This is a genomic window from Microbacterium sp. HSID17254, from assembly GCF_003989315.1.
GTDB lineage: Bacteria > Actinomycetota > Actinomycetes > Actinomycetales > Microbacteriaceae > Microbacterium.
In genome coordinates this window covers 24,697-39,365 of sequence record NZ_RBLT01000012.1, presented here as the reverse complement: position 1 = coordinate 39,365, position 14,669 = coordinate 24,697, and the positions used below count along the sequence as shown (strand labels likewise).

General features: G+C 71.8%; 14 protein-coding genes. 7 read left to right on the top strand and 7 right to left on the bottom strand.

Annotated features, from left to right (window positions below; all coding sequences use genetic code 11):
• Positions 1–5 precede the first annotated feature (5 nt).
• Complete coding sequence (locus D8M34_RS09340) at positions 6–350, top strand: hypothetical protein (RefSeq protein WP_126893843.1); 345 nt, start codon at positions 6–8, stop codon at positions 348–350.
• 27 nt (positions 351–377) lie between these two features.
• Here D8M34_RS09340 and D8M34_RS09335 read toward each other — a convergent pair whose 3' ends face one another.
• The gene (locus D8M34_RS09335; protein ID WP_126893841.1) at positions 378–1,034 is read right to left on the bottom strand and encodes a metal ABC transporter ATP-binding protein; all 657 of its coding nucleotides are present in this window, start codon (positions 1,032–1,034) and stop codon (positions 378–380) included.
• Between the two features lie 55 nt (positions 1,035–1,089).
• On the opposite strand from D8M34_RS09335, the gene aztB reads away from it, so the two are divergent.
• Genes aztB through aztD form a run of 4 tightly spaced genes read left to right on the top strand, consistent with a single transcriptional unit; the run spans position 1,090 to position 5,348 of the window.
• Positions 1,090–1,956 carry a zinc ABC transporter permease AztB gene (aztB, locus tag D8M34_RS09330; protein WP_238695635.1) on the top strand — a complete coding sequence of 289 codons (867 nt, stop codon included), beginning with the start codon at positions 1,090–1,092 and terminating at the stop codon, positions 1,954–1,956.
• A gap of 20 nt (positions 1,957–1,976) precedes the next feature.
• On the top strand, positions 1,977–3,203 hold the full coding sequence (locus D8M34_RS09325) for an ABC transporter (RefSeq protein ID WP_126893838.1): 1,227 nt from the start codon (positions 1,977–1,979) through the stop codon (positions 3,201–3,203).
• A 1-nt stretch (position 3,204) separates the two neighbouring features.
• On the top strand, positions 3,205–4,119 hold the full coding sequence (gene aztC, locus D8M34_RS09320; protein ID WP_126893837.1) for a zinc ABC transporter substrate-binding protein AztC: 915 nt from the start codon (positions 3,205–3,207) through the stop codon (positions 4,117–4,119).
• Positions 4,120–4,148: 29 nt separating this feature from the next.
• Complete coding sequence (gene aztD, locus D8M34_RS09315; RefSeq protein ID WP_174235383.1) at positions 4,149–5,348, top strand: zinc metallochaperone AztD; 1,200 nt, start codon at positions 4,149–4,151, stop codon at positions 5,346–5,348.
• Positions 5,349–5,412: 64 nt separating this feature from the next.
• Here the strand turns inward: aztD and D8M34_RS09310 are convergent, their stop codons facing one another.
• Positions 5,413–8,202: a hypothetical protein gene (locus tag D8M34_RS09310; protein WP_126893836.1), complete on the bottom strand. Its 2,790-nt coding sequence runs from the start codon at positions 8,200–8,202 to the stop codon at positions 5,413–5,415.
• Between the two features lie 114 nt (positions 8,203–8,316).
• On the opposite strand from D8M34_RS09310, the gene D8M34_RS09305 reads away from it, so the two are divergent.
• Both D8M34_RS09305 and D8M34_RS09300 read left to right on the top strand, forming a co-directional pair.
• The gene (locus D8M34_RS09305; RefSeq protein ID WP_025102556.1) at positions 8,317–8,850 is read left to right on the top strand and encodes a DUF488 domain-containing protein; all 534 of its coding nucleotides are present in this window, start codon (positions 8,317–8,319) and stop codon (positions 8,848–8,850) included.
• 120 nt (positions 8,851–8,970) lie between these two features.
• Positions 8,971–10,062: a YihY/virulence factor BrkB family protein gene (locus D8M34_RS09300; protein ID WP_126893834.1), complete on the top strand. Its 1,092-nt coding sequence runs from the start codon at positions 8,971–8,973 to the stop codon at positions 10,060–10,062.
• A 40-nt stretch (positions 10,063–10,102) separates the two neighbouring features.
• Here the strand turns inward: D8M34_RS09300 and D8M34_RS09295 are convergent, their stop codons facing one another.
• The 5 genes from D8M34_RS09295 to D8M34_RS09275 form a co-directional block, all read right to left on the bottom strand.
• Positions 10,103–11,479 carry a thioester domain-containing protein gene (locus D8M34_RS09295; RefSeq protein ID WP_126893833.1) on the bottom strand — a complete coding sequence of 459 codons (1,377 nt, stop codon included), beginning with the start codon at positions 11,477–11,479 and terminating at the stop codon, positions 10,103–10,105.
• Positions 11,480–11,907: 428 nt separating this feature from the next.
• Positions 11,908–12,423 (bottom strand): hypothetical protein, encoded by a 516-nt coding sequence (locus tag D8M34_RS09290; RefSeq protein WP_126893832.1) that lies wholly within the window; start codon positions 12,421–12,423, stop codon positions 11,908–11,910.
• A gap of 128 nt (positions 12,424–12,551) precedes the next feature.
• Positions 12,552–13,172, bottom strand: a complete 621-nt coding sequence (locus D8M34_RS09285; RefSeq protein WP_085605738.1) for a cyclodeaminase/cyclohydrolase family protein — start codon at positions 13,170–13,172, stop codon at positions 12,552–12,554.
• 39 nt (positions 13,173–13,211) lie between these two features.
• Positions 13,212–13,997, bottom strand: coding sequence for an SDR family NAD(P)-dependent oxidoreductase (locus D8M34_RS09280; RefSeq protein WP_085605736.1), 786 nt, complete (start codon positions 13,995–13,997; stop codon positions 13,212–13,214).
• A complete protein-coding gene (locus tag D8M34_RS09275) occupies positions 13,994–14,668 on the bottom strand; it encodes a GntR family transcriptional regulator (RefSeq protein WP_126893831.1) in 675 nt (224 codons plus the stop codon). Before D8M34_RS09275 ends, D8M34_RS09280 begins: the two co-directional genes overlap by 4 nt.
• Between the last annotated feature and the right edge of the window lies 1 nt (position 14,669).

The window sequence follows — 14,669 nt, the reverse complement described above, 5'->3', positions numbered from 1 at the left end:
CCCTCATGAAACTCGTCTCCTACGCCGGCCAGCAGCTCATCACCTCTGACGACGTCGCGGAGACGCTGCTCGCCCTGGCCGCCGCCATCGCCAGGGAGGGCGAGTCCGAAGCGGTCGAGATCCCGATCCTCCTGGAGGGCGAGAAGGACTGGGCCGACCTCCTCGTCGGCGTCGGCAACGACGTGCTCGTCAGCCCCCACCACACCGAGGAACCCGATCCCGACTTCTCCGCCGAGGTCGACGAACTGCAGGCCCACCGCCTGTTCCCGAAGCCGCGGAGCGACTCGTCGTCTCCCGGCGACATCGAGGTCCCCGCGCTCTCCGACTTCGACATGGGCCACGGCCTCTGATCGCGCTCCGCTGAGCGGCTGCTCCCCTCAGCGCGATGCAGAGAGCCTCATGCCGTCGCGGAGCGCGACCTCGCGGTCGGCATCGGCGATCAGGGTCGCATCGTGCGTGACGCAGAGGACGACCGCCCCGCGATCCGCCTCCTCGCGCAGCACTGTCCGGATGCGACGGACCGATGCGCCGTCCAGGGCCGTCGTCGGCTCATCCACGAGCAGGACGCCTGCTTCCCCCGCGAGCCCTTGAGCCAGGAGCACACGCTGCTGCTGGCCGCCGGACAGCGTCGCGAACGGCAGGCGCTGCAGAGCCGACACAGCGGTGCGCTCCATCGCCGCCGCCACCGCCGCACGCGCCCGCCGATCCCGCTGGCGGAAGGCCCCGAGCCGACGCCACGTCCCGACCGTCACGACGTCTCGCGCGGTGAGCGGAAGGCCCGGGGGCACCGCGGCGCGCTGCGGCACGAAGGCGATCGGACCGGTCGCACTCCGCCACCCCCTGGTCGGTGAGCGCACCCCGGCGGCCACCTCCAGGAGCGTCGACTTCCCCGCGCCGTTCGGACCGGTGACGACGACGAACTCACCCGCCTCCACCTCCAGGGTGACGCCGCGCAGGGCCTCGTGGTCGCCGAGCCGAACGGAGACGCCGTCGAGACGCAGGGCGCCGTCGGCAGCACGGAGGGTTCTCGTCATGTCTCCAGTTTATGAATTTGATAATCATTCTCAACTACGAATAGGCTCGCGTTCCGTGACCCCCTCGCTCGCCGCCCTGCTCACCCCGTTCACGCTCGAGTTCTTCCAGCGCGGACTCATCGGCGGCGCTCTCGTCGCGGTCCTCTGCGGGGTCGTCGGCACCTGGGTCGTCGTCCGCGGGATGGCCTTCCTCGGTGAGGCCCTGGCGCACGGAATGCTGCCCGGCGTCGCGCTGGCCACGGTGCTCGGGGCACCCGTGCTCGTCGGCGGGGCGGTCAGCGCGGTCGCGATGAGCATCGGCATCGGGGCCCTGCAACGACGCGCCCGGCTCTCCTACGACACGAGCATCGGACTGCTCTTCGTCGCGATGCTGGCTCTGGGGGTGATCGTCATCTCCCACTCCGGGAGCTTCGCCACGGATGCCACGGCGATCCTCTTCGGCGACATCCTCGCGATCACCCGCGCCGATCTCCTCCTGCTCGCCGCGGCCGAGGTCGTGGGAGTGACAGTCGCCGCCCTCTGCCATCGGCCGTTCGTCGCGCTCGCCCTCGACGCCCGCATCGCGACGGTGCTCGGGCTGCGCCCCCGGTGGGCCCAGGCGGCCCTGGTCGGACTGGTGACCCTCGCGGTGGTGGCGTCGTACCAGGCGGTGGGCTCGCTGCTCGTCGTCGGTCTGCTCCTCGCCCCCGCGGTCGCCGCCGGACAGTGGACGTCGCGCCTGCCCACGCGGATGGCGCTCGCGTGCGCCTTCGGCGCGGCTGCCGTCCTCGCCGGTCTCCTCGCGTCCTGGTATGCGGCCACCGCCGCGGGAGCGTCCGTCGCCGCCGCCGCGATCGCCCTCGCCGGTCTGTCCTGGGCGGCGCGGGTCGCCGTGCGAACCCGACGGCCGATCGCCCCTCCCGTCCCTGTCGCCGCCTCCTGACTCGTCCCGAAAGGCTCTTCGTGCATTCCCGCCTCCTTCCCCTCATCACCGTCGCCGCCCTGACTCTCCCCCTCGCGTCCTGTGCCGGGCCCGCGGCGCAGAGCCCCGCCACCTCCTCCTCCGCCGGAGACGGCCACGGCGCGATCGCCGGAGCGGAAGAGGTCGCGGAACCGCAGCTCGGACTCACGACCATCGACGCGCAGGGTCGGGTCACCCACCTCGACCTCCTGGACGAGAGCGTCACCGACATCGGCACGGTGGCCGCCCCGGAGGGCATGACGACCGACGGCCGGTACCTCTTCGCAGACACCGGCGACGGCGTCGAGGTCGTCGACAGCGGCGTCTGGACGTGGGACCACGTCGACCACTTCCACTACTACCGCGCCGATCCCGCCCTGCTCGGCACGGTGGAGGGCGACGGCGCGGCGACGGTCGCGACGACGAACAGCTCGACCACCGGCGGCACCGGCATCTCCTTCTCCGGATCCGGAGACGCTGTCCTCCTCGACACGGAGGCCCTGTCGAAGGGGGAGATCCGTGAGCTGTTCCGCATCGAGCGCTCCCCGCACGAGGGGCTGGTGGTGCCGGTCGGGTCGTTCGCACTGGTGACCGAGGCCGACGGGGAGGCGGGCGGAGTCGTCGTCGGCTACACGGCGGACGGCGAGCGCACCGGCCTCCGGGAGGACTGCGCCGCACCGACCGGCACGATCACGACCAGGGTCGGGGCGGTCATCGGCTGCGCCGACGGTGCCCTGCTCGCCCGTGTCGAAGCCGGGGCGCTCACCGTGGACCGCATCCCGTACCCGGACGGAGCGCCGGCCGGAGCCGTGTCCGCGTTCCACAACCGCGAAGGGCGCCCCACGGTCGCCGGCCTCGCCGGACCGACCGACATCCGGGTCCTCGACACCCGCGCGCAGGCCTGGACGGTGCCCACCGCCCCCACTCCCCTCGCGCAGGTCACCGCGGTCGGCGATGAGGACGACACCCTCCTGGCGCTGACCCAGGACGGACGCGTGCTCGTGCTCAGCGCGCTCGACGGGACGGTGCGGGCGGAGACCACCCCGCTCGTGGCGGGATCGCTGGCGGCGGGCGAGGCTCCGGCCCTCATCGCCGATCAGCACCGCGCCTATCTGAGCGGCCCGGCGGAACACCGGCTGTTCGAGATCGACTACGCCGACGACGCCCGCGTTGCGCGGACCTTCGATACCGCCGACGCTCCGGCGTTCGTCGCCGAGACGGGACGCTGACATGCGCCTCCTGCGACCCCTCGCCGCGGTTCTCGCCGCGCTCACCGCCGCCGCTCTGACCGCCTGCGCCCCTCCCGCCGATACGCGGCCGGTGGTCGTCGTCTCGACGAACATCCTGGGCGATGTGGTCGGCGAGCTCATCGGCGATCAGGCCCGCGTCGTCACCCTCATGAACCCGAACGCCGACCCGCACTCGTTCGAGATCTCGGCGCAGGAGGCCGCCACGCTGCGGGACGCCGACCTGCTCGTCTCCAACGGACTCGGGCTCGAGGAGGGTCTGCAGCAGCATCTCGACGCGGCCGTCGCGGCCGACGTGCCGTCCTTCGTCGCGGGCGACGCGATCGAGGTCCTGGACTACCGCGACGGCGATGCCGCGGGTATGCCGGACTCCCACTTCTGGACCGATCCGGCGCGGATGATCGACGTCGTCGACGCCCTGCAGCCCGCCCTGGCCGCGCTCGACGGGGTCGACGCCGACGCCCTCGCGGCGGACGTCGCCGGCTACCGCGAGGAGCTGACGGCGCTCGACGACGAGATGACGAGCGCGTTCGCCCGGATCCCCGACGACCGTCGGGCGCTCGTGACCAACCACCACGTCTTCGGCTACCTCGCCGACCGCTTCGACTTCGAGGTCGTCGGTGCCGTCATCCCGGGCGGCACCACGCTCGCGGCCCCCTCGGCCTCCGACCTCGCCGATCTCGTGGGTGCCGTGGAGGAGACGGGCGTGCCCGCCGTCTTCGCGGAGTCCTCCTCCCCCGACCGGCTCGTCCAGGCGCTCGCCGACGAGGCCGACGTCCACATCGAAGTGATCGAGCTCTTCACCGAGTCGCTCACCGCCGAAGACGGCGGCGCACCGGACTACCTGACCATGATGCGCGTCAACACCGAGCGCATCACCTCCGGTCTCACCCGCTGAGACCATCCCTCACAAGAAAGAAGCACCGCATGAAGACACTCCCCCTGCGCCGGGCGCTGGTCGGGGCCGTCGCCCTCGGCGCCGCCGTGACGCTCGCCTCCTGCTCGACCACGGCTGGAGCCGGCTCCGCCGCGAGCGACGCCCCGGAACCGGACGCCGGCCCCCGGGTTGCCATCTCGTATGAGGGCGGCATCCTCGTCCTCGACGGCGAGACCCTCGACACCGTCGCCGACTTCGTCTCCGAGCCGTTCACCCGCCTGAACCCGGCCGGCGACGGTCGCCATGTCATGGTGACGATGAGCGAAGGCTTCCAGGTGCTCGACACCGGGGCCGGGTCAGCCGACCAGGCGGTCCTGACCGACACGGTGTTCGCGGCCGACACCCCCGGCCATGTCGTCCGCCACGGTGGCAAGACCATCCTCTACGCCGACGGCACGAGCGACACCACGATCTTCGACACCGCCGACCTCGGCGACGGCGGTCTCCCGGCGGTGGAGACCGTCGACGGCGTCGAGGCGCACCACGGCGTCTCGGTGCTGTTGGAGGACGGCACGTTCCTCACCACGGTGGGCGATGCGGACGGTCGCAGCGGCATCGTCGTGCGCGATGCGGACGGTACGGAGATCGCCTCGTCCGACCAGTGCCCCGGCGTCCACGGCGAAGGGACCGCGGCCGACGAGGTGGTCGTCTTCGGGTGCGAGGACGGCGCGCTCGTGTACAAGGACGGCGAGATCACCAAGCTCGCCGCACCCGACCAGCCGTACGGCCGCATGGGCAACGCGTACGTGAGCGAGACGAGCCCTATCATCGTCGGGGACTACAAGAACGATCCCGACGCCGAGGGCTACCTGCTGAGCGCCGTCACGCTCATCGACACCGCGGCGATGACGTCCGAGGTCGTGTCCCTGCCCGAGGGGGCCGAGTACACCTTCCGGGACGTCGCGCGCGGCCCGGGCGACCTGGCCTACATCCTCGGCGCCGACGGCGCCATCCACGTGCTCGACCCGGAGACCGGCGAGATCACCGACTCCTACCCGGTCATCGAGGCGTGGGAAGGGCCCGCCGAGTGGCAGGACCCGCACCCCGCCATCGTCGTCGCGGGCGACATCGCGTACGTGACCGAGCCGGCCGCGGACAGCGTGCACGCGGTCGACCTCACCACCGGCGAGGTGCTCGCGAGCGCCGAACTGGAGGTCACGCCGAACGAGATCGCACCGGCCGCCGGCTGAGCCTCGACACGGCGGGCCCGTCCTCTCGAGGGCGGACCCGCCGTGCGTGGGCGGAGGGGTCGGATCAGCGCGATCCGGGATGCCCGTGCCGCGTGCGCCGAAGCCGCCGCGCCGCGAGGAGTCCGGCACCGAGGAGCACGAGCAGACCACCGGCGCCTGCCGCCGCGGCCGCGCCCGGCGCGAGACCCGTCGTGGCCAGGTCGGAGGCCGCCCCGCCGTCCGCCCCGGTCGCCGTCCCGGGGTCGACATCCGTGCCCGGATCCGGATTCTCGGGTTCGGGTTCGGGTTCGGGTTCCGGCTCGGGGTCGGGACCGGAGCCGGGGTCGTAGACGTTCGTCACCGTGCACACGGTGTCGACCCCTGCCGTCACCTGGACGACGTCGCCCTCCAGCACGCCCCCCGTGCACTCCCAGCCGTCGCTGCGGTAGTCCGCGGTGGGCGCGCCCGCGACCGCCCGCTCCGAGAGCCGCAACGCACCGGCCCCGAGCGGAGCCAGGGTCACCGCCGTCTCGCCGGACGCTCCCTCGATGCGCGGGCGCGGGAACTCCCCGCCACCGATTGCACGCAGCGTCCAGTCCGTGGCGTCGGCGGGCCCGGCCGGGGCTCCCGGGCCATCCCCGACGACGGTCTTCCGGAGCGTCAGAGTGCCGCCGACGAAGGTGTTCGTGGCGGTGCAGATCGCGTCCTCTCCGAATCCCAGCGTCGCCGTGGTCCCGTCCCAGGTCGTGCCGGTGCAGGACCACTCACCCTCATAGCCGCTCGGGCCGTCCTCGGAGAAGATGTACTCCCCCGGCGGAAGCTGCATATCGGTGACGAACTCCGAGCCGCTGGGGCCGGAGAGCGCCGCGTTGCCCGGACCACGGGCTTTCAACTCGAAGTCGCCGGGCACCGCGCGTCCGCGCTCGCCGTTCACGACCTGCTTGACGAGAGTCAGGCTCGGCGTGATCGATGCATTGGTGAGGATGCACACGACGTCTGCGGACGGCGGCACCTGGACCACGTCGCCGGTCACCGTCCCGCCCGAGCAGTTCCAGCCAAGCGGATCGTAGCCGGTGGGGCCGTCCTGCTCGCTCAGCGTCCATGCGCCGGGGGCGACGGCCGCCTGCGTGACGGCGGGGGAATTGGCGGGTCCCGACACCGTGGCGGCACCGTCGGTTGCGGTCAGGGACCACGCCGAGGGCAGCGCCGGCGTGCCGAAGGCGGAGGCGACCTGCTTGCGCAGCGTCAGAGTCGACTGGGTCCACCGGTTCGTGACGGTGCAGATCACACTCTCCAGCGGCACGACCTCGACGGTGTCGCCGGAGCCGACGGGAGTGCCCTCGTCATCGACGCACGACCAGCCCTCGCTCACATAGGAGCCCGCCTCCGGAGCGGAGCTCGCCTCCGACAGGGTGAAGGTCCCCGGAGCCACCGCCGCGAAGCTCACCTTGCCGGAGCCGGAGACGCCGCTGATGACGGTGTCGGCCGATGTCGCGGTGAGCTCCCAGTCCTGCGCGGTGAGGGGACCGCCGCCGGCGTTCACGACGTTCTTCACGAGCGTGAGTTGGCCGACCTCGAGGGTGTTCGTGACCGTGCAGGTCACGTCCGCTCCGGCGCCGACGGTCACGGTGTCGGTCGCCAGGGCGCCGCCCGTGCACGACCATGGCCCGGCCGCGTATCCGGCGGGTCCGTCCGCCTCGGCGAGCGCGTAGTCGCCGACCGGCACCGGGACGCGGGTGACCGCAGCGGATCCGGAGGCACCGGTCACCGTCTCCGGTCCGGCGGCCGTCAGGGTCCAGTCGGACGGCGGCTGGTCGCTGCCCACCACGTTCTTGACGAGGGTGAGCCAACCGCCCGCGAAGGTGTTGGTGATGCGGCAGGTGATGTCGGAGCTCTCCCGCACGTAGAGGAGCGCCCCGTCGATCCCGCCGTCGCCCGTGGCATCGACGCAGGTCCACGCACCGCCGCTGTATCCGGCGGGACCGCTCTCGGCGAGCGTGTAGGCGCCGGGGTCGATGGAGGCGTGGTCGACGGCGTCCGAGCCGGAAGGACCGGAGATCCGCTCGGGTCCGCTCGCGCTCAGGACGAAGTCCGACGGGGCGGCCAGCGGATATCCGGTCGCCGCCGGGTCGACGACCTCCTTGACGAGGGTCAGGTGGGGCAGGTCTCCGGTGTTCGTGATCTGGCAGGTCACCGCGCCGCCGAGGGTCATCTCGAACTGATCACCGGCCACGGGAACGGCGGTGACCGCGCCGGTCGTCAGATCCCGCCGCTCGCAGGTCCAGGGCCCCGGCACATAGCTCCCCGGTCCGCCCGATTCGCTCAACGTGTAGGTGCCGATCCGCGCCGGCTGGTTCTGCACCGCAGCGGAGCCTCCCGCCCCCTCGATGGTCGACGGTCCCTGGGCCCGCAGCGTCCACTCCGACGGGGCCGCGCCCCCGCCCTGCACGTTCTTGACGAGCGTGAGGCTGCTCCGGATCGCGTTGTTCTGCACCGTGCACGTCATCGACTGGTTCGCGGTGATGGTGATCGTACGCTCCGGCTGCGTCGTCACGTCGCCGTCGCAGTTCCAGGAGAAGAAGGCGTACCCGGCCACGCCGCCGGTCTCGAAGATGCGGTAGGTGCCGGGTGGGATGAGGCGCGACTGCATGCCGTTGAGGCCGTCGCCGGTGAAGGTCTCCCCCGTGGCCACGTTGACCGCGTGCATCGTCCACAGGGTGCGGTCTCCGAGGCTGGCCCCCGTGTCGAGGTTCTCGATCGCCTTGAAGAGCGAGAGCCGAGCCGTGGGTTCGGCGGCGACGGCGGGAAGAGCACCACCGATGCCGACGACCGCGGCCAGCAGCACGCCCAGAACTCCGAATCGGACTTTTCTCATCGAACGGCCCCCGCCCCGGGTGCGGATCCCCACCCGTCACCTCACCGTAGGTGCGGGGACCGCGGCAGGGCAAGGGTCGTCCGTGGATGGGGACGAGTGGGCTACGGTCGCCTCATGTCTGAGCCGTTCTTCACCATCGGGCACTCCACCCGCACGATCGACGAGTTCCTCGGGCTCGTGCAGGAGAGCCGCGTGGAGAGTGTCGTCGACGTGCGGCGTCTCCCCGGCTCGAAGCGGTACCCGCAGTTCGACCAGGACGCGCTGGCTTCTTCCTTGCAGGACGCGGGGATCGCCTACCGTCGCGAAGAGGCGCTGACGGGTAGACGCCCGGTGAGCAGGGACGTGCCCTTCGAGACCAACGCGTGGTGGCAGAACCGCAGCTTCCACAACTACGCCGATCACGCCCTGTCCGCGGATTTCGGACGCGCCCTCGATGAGCTCCGCGCCGAGGGTCGCGCGCGGCGCGTCACGGTCATGTGCTCGGAGAGCGTGTGGTGGCGATGCCATCGACGGATCATCGCCGACCACCTCCTCGCGCGGGACGAGGTCGTCCGCCATATCCTCGGTCCGGGGCACGTCGATAGGGCGGAGCTCAGCGGCGGCGCCGTCGTCCGCGCGGACGCGGTGGTCACGTACCCGGCCGCATGACCCTCCGCCGGCACAGCATCCCCCTCGACTCGCGTTCGCGCAACCCCCGTGCCGGAACACCTCCTCTCCTCATAGGACTGGATCGCGGGAGCAGCGCTCGCGCCGACGCGAGGAGGAACCATGTCGAAGGCAGCCACAGCACGCAGCGGATCCGCGTCCGCTCCACCGCCCGAGCACGACGAGAAGCCGGACAGCCCGACCGATCTGCAGAAGCGGTCGTGGAAGTACGTCCTCGTCAAGAGCGTCCGGGAGTTCTCCGCCGACCAGTGCATGGACGGCGCGGCGGCCCTCACGTATTACGCGGTGCTCTCGATCTTCCCCGCCATGATCGCCGTCTTCTCGCTGCTCGGCGTGTTCGGCCAGGGCGGGGCCGCCGCCGACGCGGTGCTGGGCATCATCGGCGACGTGGCCCCGCCGGAGACCGCGAAAGCCCTCCGCGGGCCCATCGAGCAGATCTCCCAGGCGCCAGGCGCCGGGATCGCGCTCGTGTTCGGAATACTCCTCGCTCTCTGGTCGGCGTCGGGGTACGTCGGAGCGTTCAGCCGGGTGATGAACCGCATCTACGAGATCGAGGAGGGGCGGCCGTTCTGGAAGCTGCGCCCCATGCAGCTGCTCGTCACGCTCATCACCGTCGTCTCCCTGACCATCGTCGCCATCGTGCTCGTGCTCTCCGGGGATGTGGTGTCGGCACTGGGCGACGCGATCGGCGCGGGCGAGGGCGTGCAGCTCGCGTGGAACATCGCCAAGTGGCCCCTGCTGCTGTTCGTCGTCGTCTTCCTCGTGGCGATGCTCTACTACGCGACCCCGAATGCCAAGCAGCCGAAGTTCCGGTGGATCAGCATGGGGGCCCTCGTGGCGATCGTGGTGCTGGCCGTCGCCACCCTCGGCTTCGTGCTCTACGTCACCACCTTCTCCAACTACGAGCGCACCTACGGATCGATGGCGGGGGTCATCGTGTTCCTGCTCTGGCTGTGGATCGCGAACCTCGCCCTCCTGTTCGGCGCCGAGTTCGACGCCGAACTGGAACGCGGCCGCCAGCTCCAGGCCGGGATCGCCGCCGAACGCGACATCCAGCTTCCCGCGCGCGACACCCGCCAGAGCGACAAGCGGGCGGAGAAGGAGCGGAAGGACATCGAAGAGGGTCGGCGCATCCGCATCGCGAACGAGGACGACGGAGGGGAACCGCGGCGAGACGAAGCCCCGCGGTCCTGATCCCCAGGTGGGGGCGCGGCCACGCCGCGCCCCCACCTGCTCAGCGGAGGTTCGCCCGACGACGGATCCGGAGGAGGGCACCGGCGAGCAGGAGCCCGAGGCCGGCGACCGTCAGCGGACCGGTCATCAGTGTCGGCCCGGAGGCGGCGAGTCCCTCGCCCTCGCCGGCGCTTCCGCCGGAGCCGCCCTCACCGCCGCCGCCACCGTTGCTCGGCGTCTCGACGGGGTCGTACGTGTTGGTCACTGTCACGACGACGGGCTCCGTCGCAGCCGCGTCGACCGTCACCGTCTCCGGTTCGATGGTCTGCGCGGCGAGGGTGACCGCGTCGTTGGCACCGTCCGCGGACTCGCTGACCGTGCACGTCGCCCCGTCCGGCAGGCCGGTGAAGACGACGGGATCCGCGCTCGTGGCCCCCGCAGGGATCGTGGCGGAGACGACGACGCCTTCAGCCGGGGCGGGAGTGCAGGCGAGGTCGATGGTGATGGCGTCCTGCAGCCCCGCGCCGTCTCCGGCGATGATCTTCTGCACGCTGACCTCCCCGGACGCATACGGGGTCGCGCGGACGCCGGTGCGGAGCGGGAGCGTCGTCGTCTGCGCCAGGACGAGCTTCTGCGCCGCGGGCCTGTCCGACGACTCCGTGTCGTAGAGATAGACCGTGCCCTGGGTGAGCGAGGCCTGGGCCGTGATCCGGAATCCGTTCACCGGCGCAGCCGGCCCGGTCCACCGCGCCCAGAGCTGCGTGCCGGCAGCGACCGCGGTACCGACGGGAACGGGCTGGGTTCCCGCCTGGTCCAGGAAGACCTCCACGCCCACGGCCGCGTCGAGCGTGCCGCTGGTGGTGCCGGAGACCGTGAAGGGTCCCACGATCGATCCGTCCTCCGGCACCGTGGTGGTGTCGGGGTCGATCGCGAGCGTCGGCAGAGCCGGCTCCGGGAGGCCGCCGCTGTCGAGGGCGGCCTGCACGACGGCGGCCGTCGCATTCCGGATGGTCGCGTTGGTCCCCGTCGCCAGCACGAAACCGTCGCTGAAGTACCAGATCGCGCTCTGCACCGCGGCGACCTGCTGCGAGAGCGGGAGACCGGAGAGCGGGTTCGCGGTGTTGAAGGGGAAGTAGTTGTTGAGGATGTAGTTGATGTAGTCGAGGTTGGGCACGTTCGACGCGTCCCACTCCCCGATGTTGTAGCCGGCGCCGATGCCGGTCTCCGTGCTGAAGTCGATGCAGTAGGCCGACGCGGTCGCTCCGGAGACGGGGTCGGCGATGGTGATGAGCTGCGGACTCACGGCCTCCACCGAGGCGCCGGTCGCCGGGTACGCGCCGGGAGTCGGCGCCAGGGTCGTGAGCTCACCCGTCACGTTCGTCGGGTACTGCGAGCCGGTGATGGTGACCTGCGTGAAGAAGCCCGCCCGGGGCAGCACGGGGTCGGGAATCCCACAGCGCGGACGCCGGCGTCGCGCCGAAGAGCACCATCGCCGCCGCGATGGCCGTCGCCAGAAGTGCCCCTGCTGTCCGCGAGCGTGCGCGCGTGGTCTCCGTGTGCATGGTGTCCCTCGATCTCGCCGATGATCCGAGTGACGGGTTCTCCGACTGCGACAGCCCGCCGTTGGTCACCGACGATAAGCCTGAGGGCCGCACGATCACAGGGGCGGAGCTGATGATCACCCGGGTGAGTCGAACGGCGTCGGTGCGGCGGCAGATCGCTCTCACAGCGGAGCGCCCGCCGGGGGAGGGAGGTGAGTGGCAGGCGCTCCGTCGGCCGCAGCGTGACCGTCGAGGCCCCCCAAGCCGGCCCGTGCAGCACGTTCAGGATGAACCATGCGCACGGTCCGCGCAACGGGTGTGTCCGTCAGTGTCCGTGCGCGAGCTGCTGCACGAGCACGACGACGCCGCCGAGCCCGACGAGGATGCCCAGCGCGATGAGCTGCTGCCACCAGCTCAGCCCGGTCCGGCGGACGGCGACGTACCCGATGAGCCCGAGGATCGCGACGTAGACGATCGACGCGACGGTGAGAGCCGTCCGCAGCTCGATCCACCCCAGCACGGCGGCGAGGAGGACGAGCAGCGGCACCGCCGCCGAGCCGAGCGCCGTGCCGGTGAGCCGCAGGACCTCACGCAGGTCCGCTCCCCGGGGGAAGCTGCCGTGCGCCGCGAGGTGCGCGACCAGATCGGCGGCGAAGCCCGCCAGCGCGATCGCGACGATGCCGATGAGCAGCGTCACGGTGGCCTGCAGGGCGCTGGTGTGCTCGACGTTGGAGTTCTGCACGAGCACGATGGCGAGGCCCGTGAAGGTCGCGTACACCCGCTCCTTGATCGCGGCGCGGTCGTGCTCGGGCCGGGTGGCATCGGAGTCCGGCGTCCTCATGGGCGGGATGCTATCAAGAGCCACCCGCCGACCGCCGGCCTCGCGGGACCGGAGCGGACCATCCGGGTGCAGATCCCACGCATCGAGGATCTCCTCGACGCGCATGCAGCGACCGCTCGTGCGCCACGTCAGTCGAGGCGCGCGGACAGCTCCGCCGTGATCCCCTCGACCTGGGTCCGCGCCTCAGCCAGTCGTCCGACCTCCTCGTCGAGCCATGCCCGCATCGCGGCCGATGCCCCGTGCACGCGGGCGAGCCGCAGATTGGCCCGAAGGTTCAGGGACGCCCCCGCCAGCCCCGCTTCCAGAGCCTCCGTGGCGACGGCGAGGTCAACGGCGAGGTGTGGGTTGCCGTCCGCGGCGAGCGCACGGGCCTCCGCGACGAGGCTGATGCCGATGCGCCCGAGCTGTGCCACCGACCGCGCCGCCTCGACAGCCGCCTCCCGCACCCGCTGCTCCCGCGCGGGATCGTCCGACGCCAGCCCGAGCGCCGCGCCGAAGCGGGCCGACACGATCCCGTCCGTTTCGACGGCCTCCAGGAGCTCGGCGCGCACCGCGTCGAGCCGGCCCGTGCCCTCGACCACCGCGGGGTCGTCCGGGGTGTACCCGGCGACCATGCCCATCAGCGCGGCAGCGAGGCCCAGCATCACCCCGGATGCTGCGCCCCCTCCCGGCGAGCCGGTGGGCCGACTGAGGGCGTCGAGCCACGCGTCCATCGGGCGAGACGTCGGCACCTCTGCGGAATCCGTCATGCGCACCAGGCTATCCGCGAAGGCCCGACCGGCTCGCTCCTAGAAGGTGTTCGCGCTCTTCGCGAGGAGGCCGCCATCGCACACGAGGTGACTGCCGGTGACGTACGCGCTCTCCGGGCCGAGAAGCCACAGGACGGCGTCGGCGATCTCCTCCGGACGCGCCATCCGGCCGAGCGGGATCTGCTGACGTGCCGCCTCCCCGAGCTCGGTGCGGCGGGCGGCCAACGCCTCCCCCTCCAGGCCGAAGTAGAGGATGTCGGTGTCGGTGGCGCCCGGGACGACGGCGTTGACCCGCACCCCGTCCGGGGCGGCGTCCAACGCGGCGGCCCGCACGAACGCGGAGATGCCGCCCTTCGATGCCCCGTAGGCGGTGTTCGCTCCCCCGGCGAAGCCCACGAAGGCGGACGGCGACGAGACGCACACCAGTGATCCGCCCGTGCCCACGGCTCGCCAGCGCTGCAAGGCCGCCCGCGCCGTGAGGAAGGTCCCACGGAGGTTGACCGCCATCACGCGGTCCCACGACTCGACGCTCGCCGACGTCAGCGTCTCGCTCACCTCGATGCCCGCATTCGCAACGACCCCGGAGATCGCTGGCAGGCGCTCGGCGACGGTCGTGAAGGCCGCGTCGACCTCGCTCTCGACGCTCACGTCACAGCGGAGCGGAAGGGCGGACGACGCCCCCGCGGCGAGCGCCGCCGCCGCAGTGTCCGCAAGCGCGCGCTCATCGATGTCGAGGAGGGCGATGTCCTGGCCCCGCGCGGCGGCGCGGAGCACGATGCCGCGGCCGATCCCGGCGGCGGCACCGGTGACGACGACCGTGCTCACCGGTCGGCCTCCGGAGCGGTGGCCGCGGAGAAGTGGGTGCGGATGTGCTCCGTGATGACGTCCAGGCCGTGATCGCGGTCGCCGCTCTGCAGCGCGCCGATCAGCTCGCGATGCTGGTCCGCGACGGCATGCGAGTCGGCGTAGTAGTTCGCGTCGCGACGGAAGTAGGCGCGGACCCGCGGCTGGATGGTGCGCCAGATCTGCAGGCAGTGCTGCTGCCCCGAGAGGAGCACGATGGCCTCGTGGAAGCGGATGTCGTCGTCCGCGAGCCGGGCGAGGTCGCCCGCGGATGCCGCCTCGTCCATGCTGTCGATGATCGCGGTCAGGGCGGCGACGTCCTCATCGGTGACGACGGCCATCGCCTTCTCGAACGCGAAGCGCTCGAGCGCGATGCGGATGGGCACGAGCACGTTCTCGATCTCCTCCTGGGAGACGCCGAGCACCTCGGTGCCGCGGTACGGGTAGGAGACGACGAGGCCTTCCTGCTCAAGCTGGCGCAGGGCTTCCCGCACCGGCGCCCTGCTGGTCCCCAGCTGGGCGGCCAGTTCGAGCTCGGTCAGCTTCTGACCCGGCTCCAGGTCGCCGGTGGTGATGGCCTCGCGGAGGATCTCTGCGACGCGCTCGCGGCGCGACGCCGCAGGGACCGCGGGGAGGGAGGAGAGAGCGCTCATC

Bases quoted from the DNA above. Each gene is read 5' to 3' on its own strand.
- D8M34_RS09340 (WP_126893843.1), top strand. From the start codon at position 6: ATGAAACTCGTCTCCTACGCCGGCCAGCAGCTCATCACCTCTGACGAC.
- D8M34_RS09335 (WP_126893841.1), bottom strand. From the start codon at position 1,034: ATGACGAGAACCCTCCGTGCTGCCGACGGCGCCCTGCGTCTCGACGGC.
- aztC (WP_126893837.1), top strand. From the start codon at position 3,205: ATGCGCCTCCTGCGACCCCTCGCCGCGGTTCTCGCCGCGCTCACCGCC.
- aztD (WP_174235383.1), top strand. From the start codon at position 4,149: ATGAAGACACTCCCCCTGCGCCGGGCGCTGGTCGGGGCCGTCGCCCTC.
- D8M34_RS09310 (WP_126893836.1), bottom strand. From the start codon at position 8,202: ATGAGAAAAGTCCGATTCGGAGTTCTGGGCGTGCTGCTGGCCGCGGTC.
- D8M34_RS09305 (WP_025102556.1), top strand. From the start codon at position 8,317: ATGTCTGAGCCGTTCTTCACCATCGGGCACTCCACCCGCACGATCGAC.
- D8M34_RS09300 (WP_126893834.1), top strand. From the start codon at position 8,971: ATGTCGAAGGCAGCCACAGCACGCAGCGGATCCGCGTCCGCTCCACCG.
- D8M34_RS09290 (WP_126893832.1), bottom strand. From the start codon at position 12,423: ATGAGGACGCCGGACTCCGATGCCACCCGGCCCGAGCACGACCGCGCC.
- D8M34_RS09285 (WP_085605738.1), bottom strand. From the start codon at position 13,172: ATGACGGATTCCGCAGAGGTGCCGACGTCTCGCCCGATGGACGCGTGG.
- D8M34_RS09275 (WP_126893831.1), bottom strand. From the start codon at position 14,668: ATGAGCGCTCTCTCCTCCCTCCCCGCGGTCCCTGCGGCGTCGCGCCGC.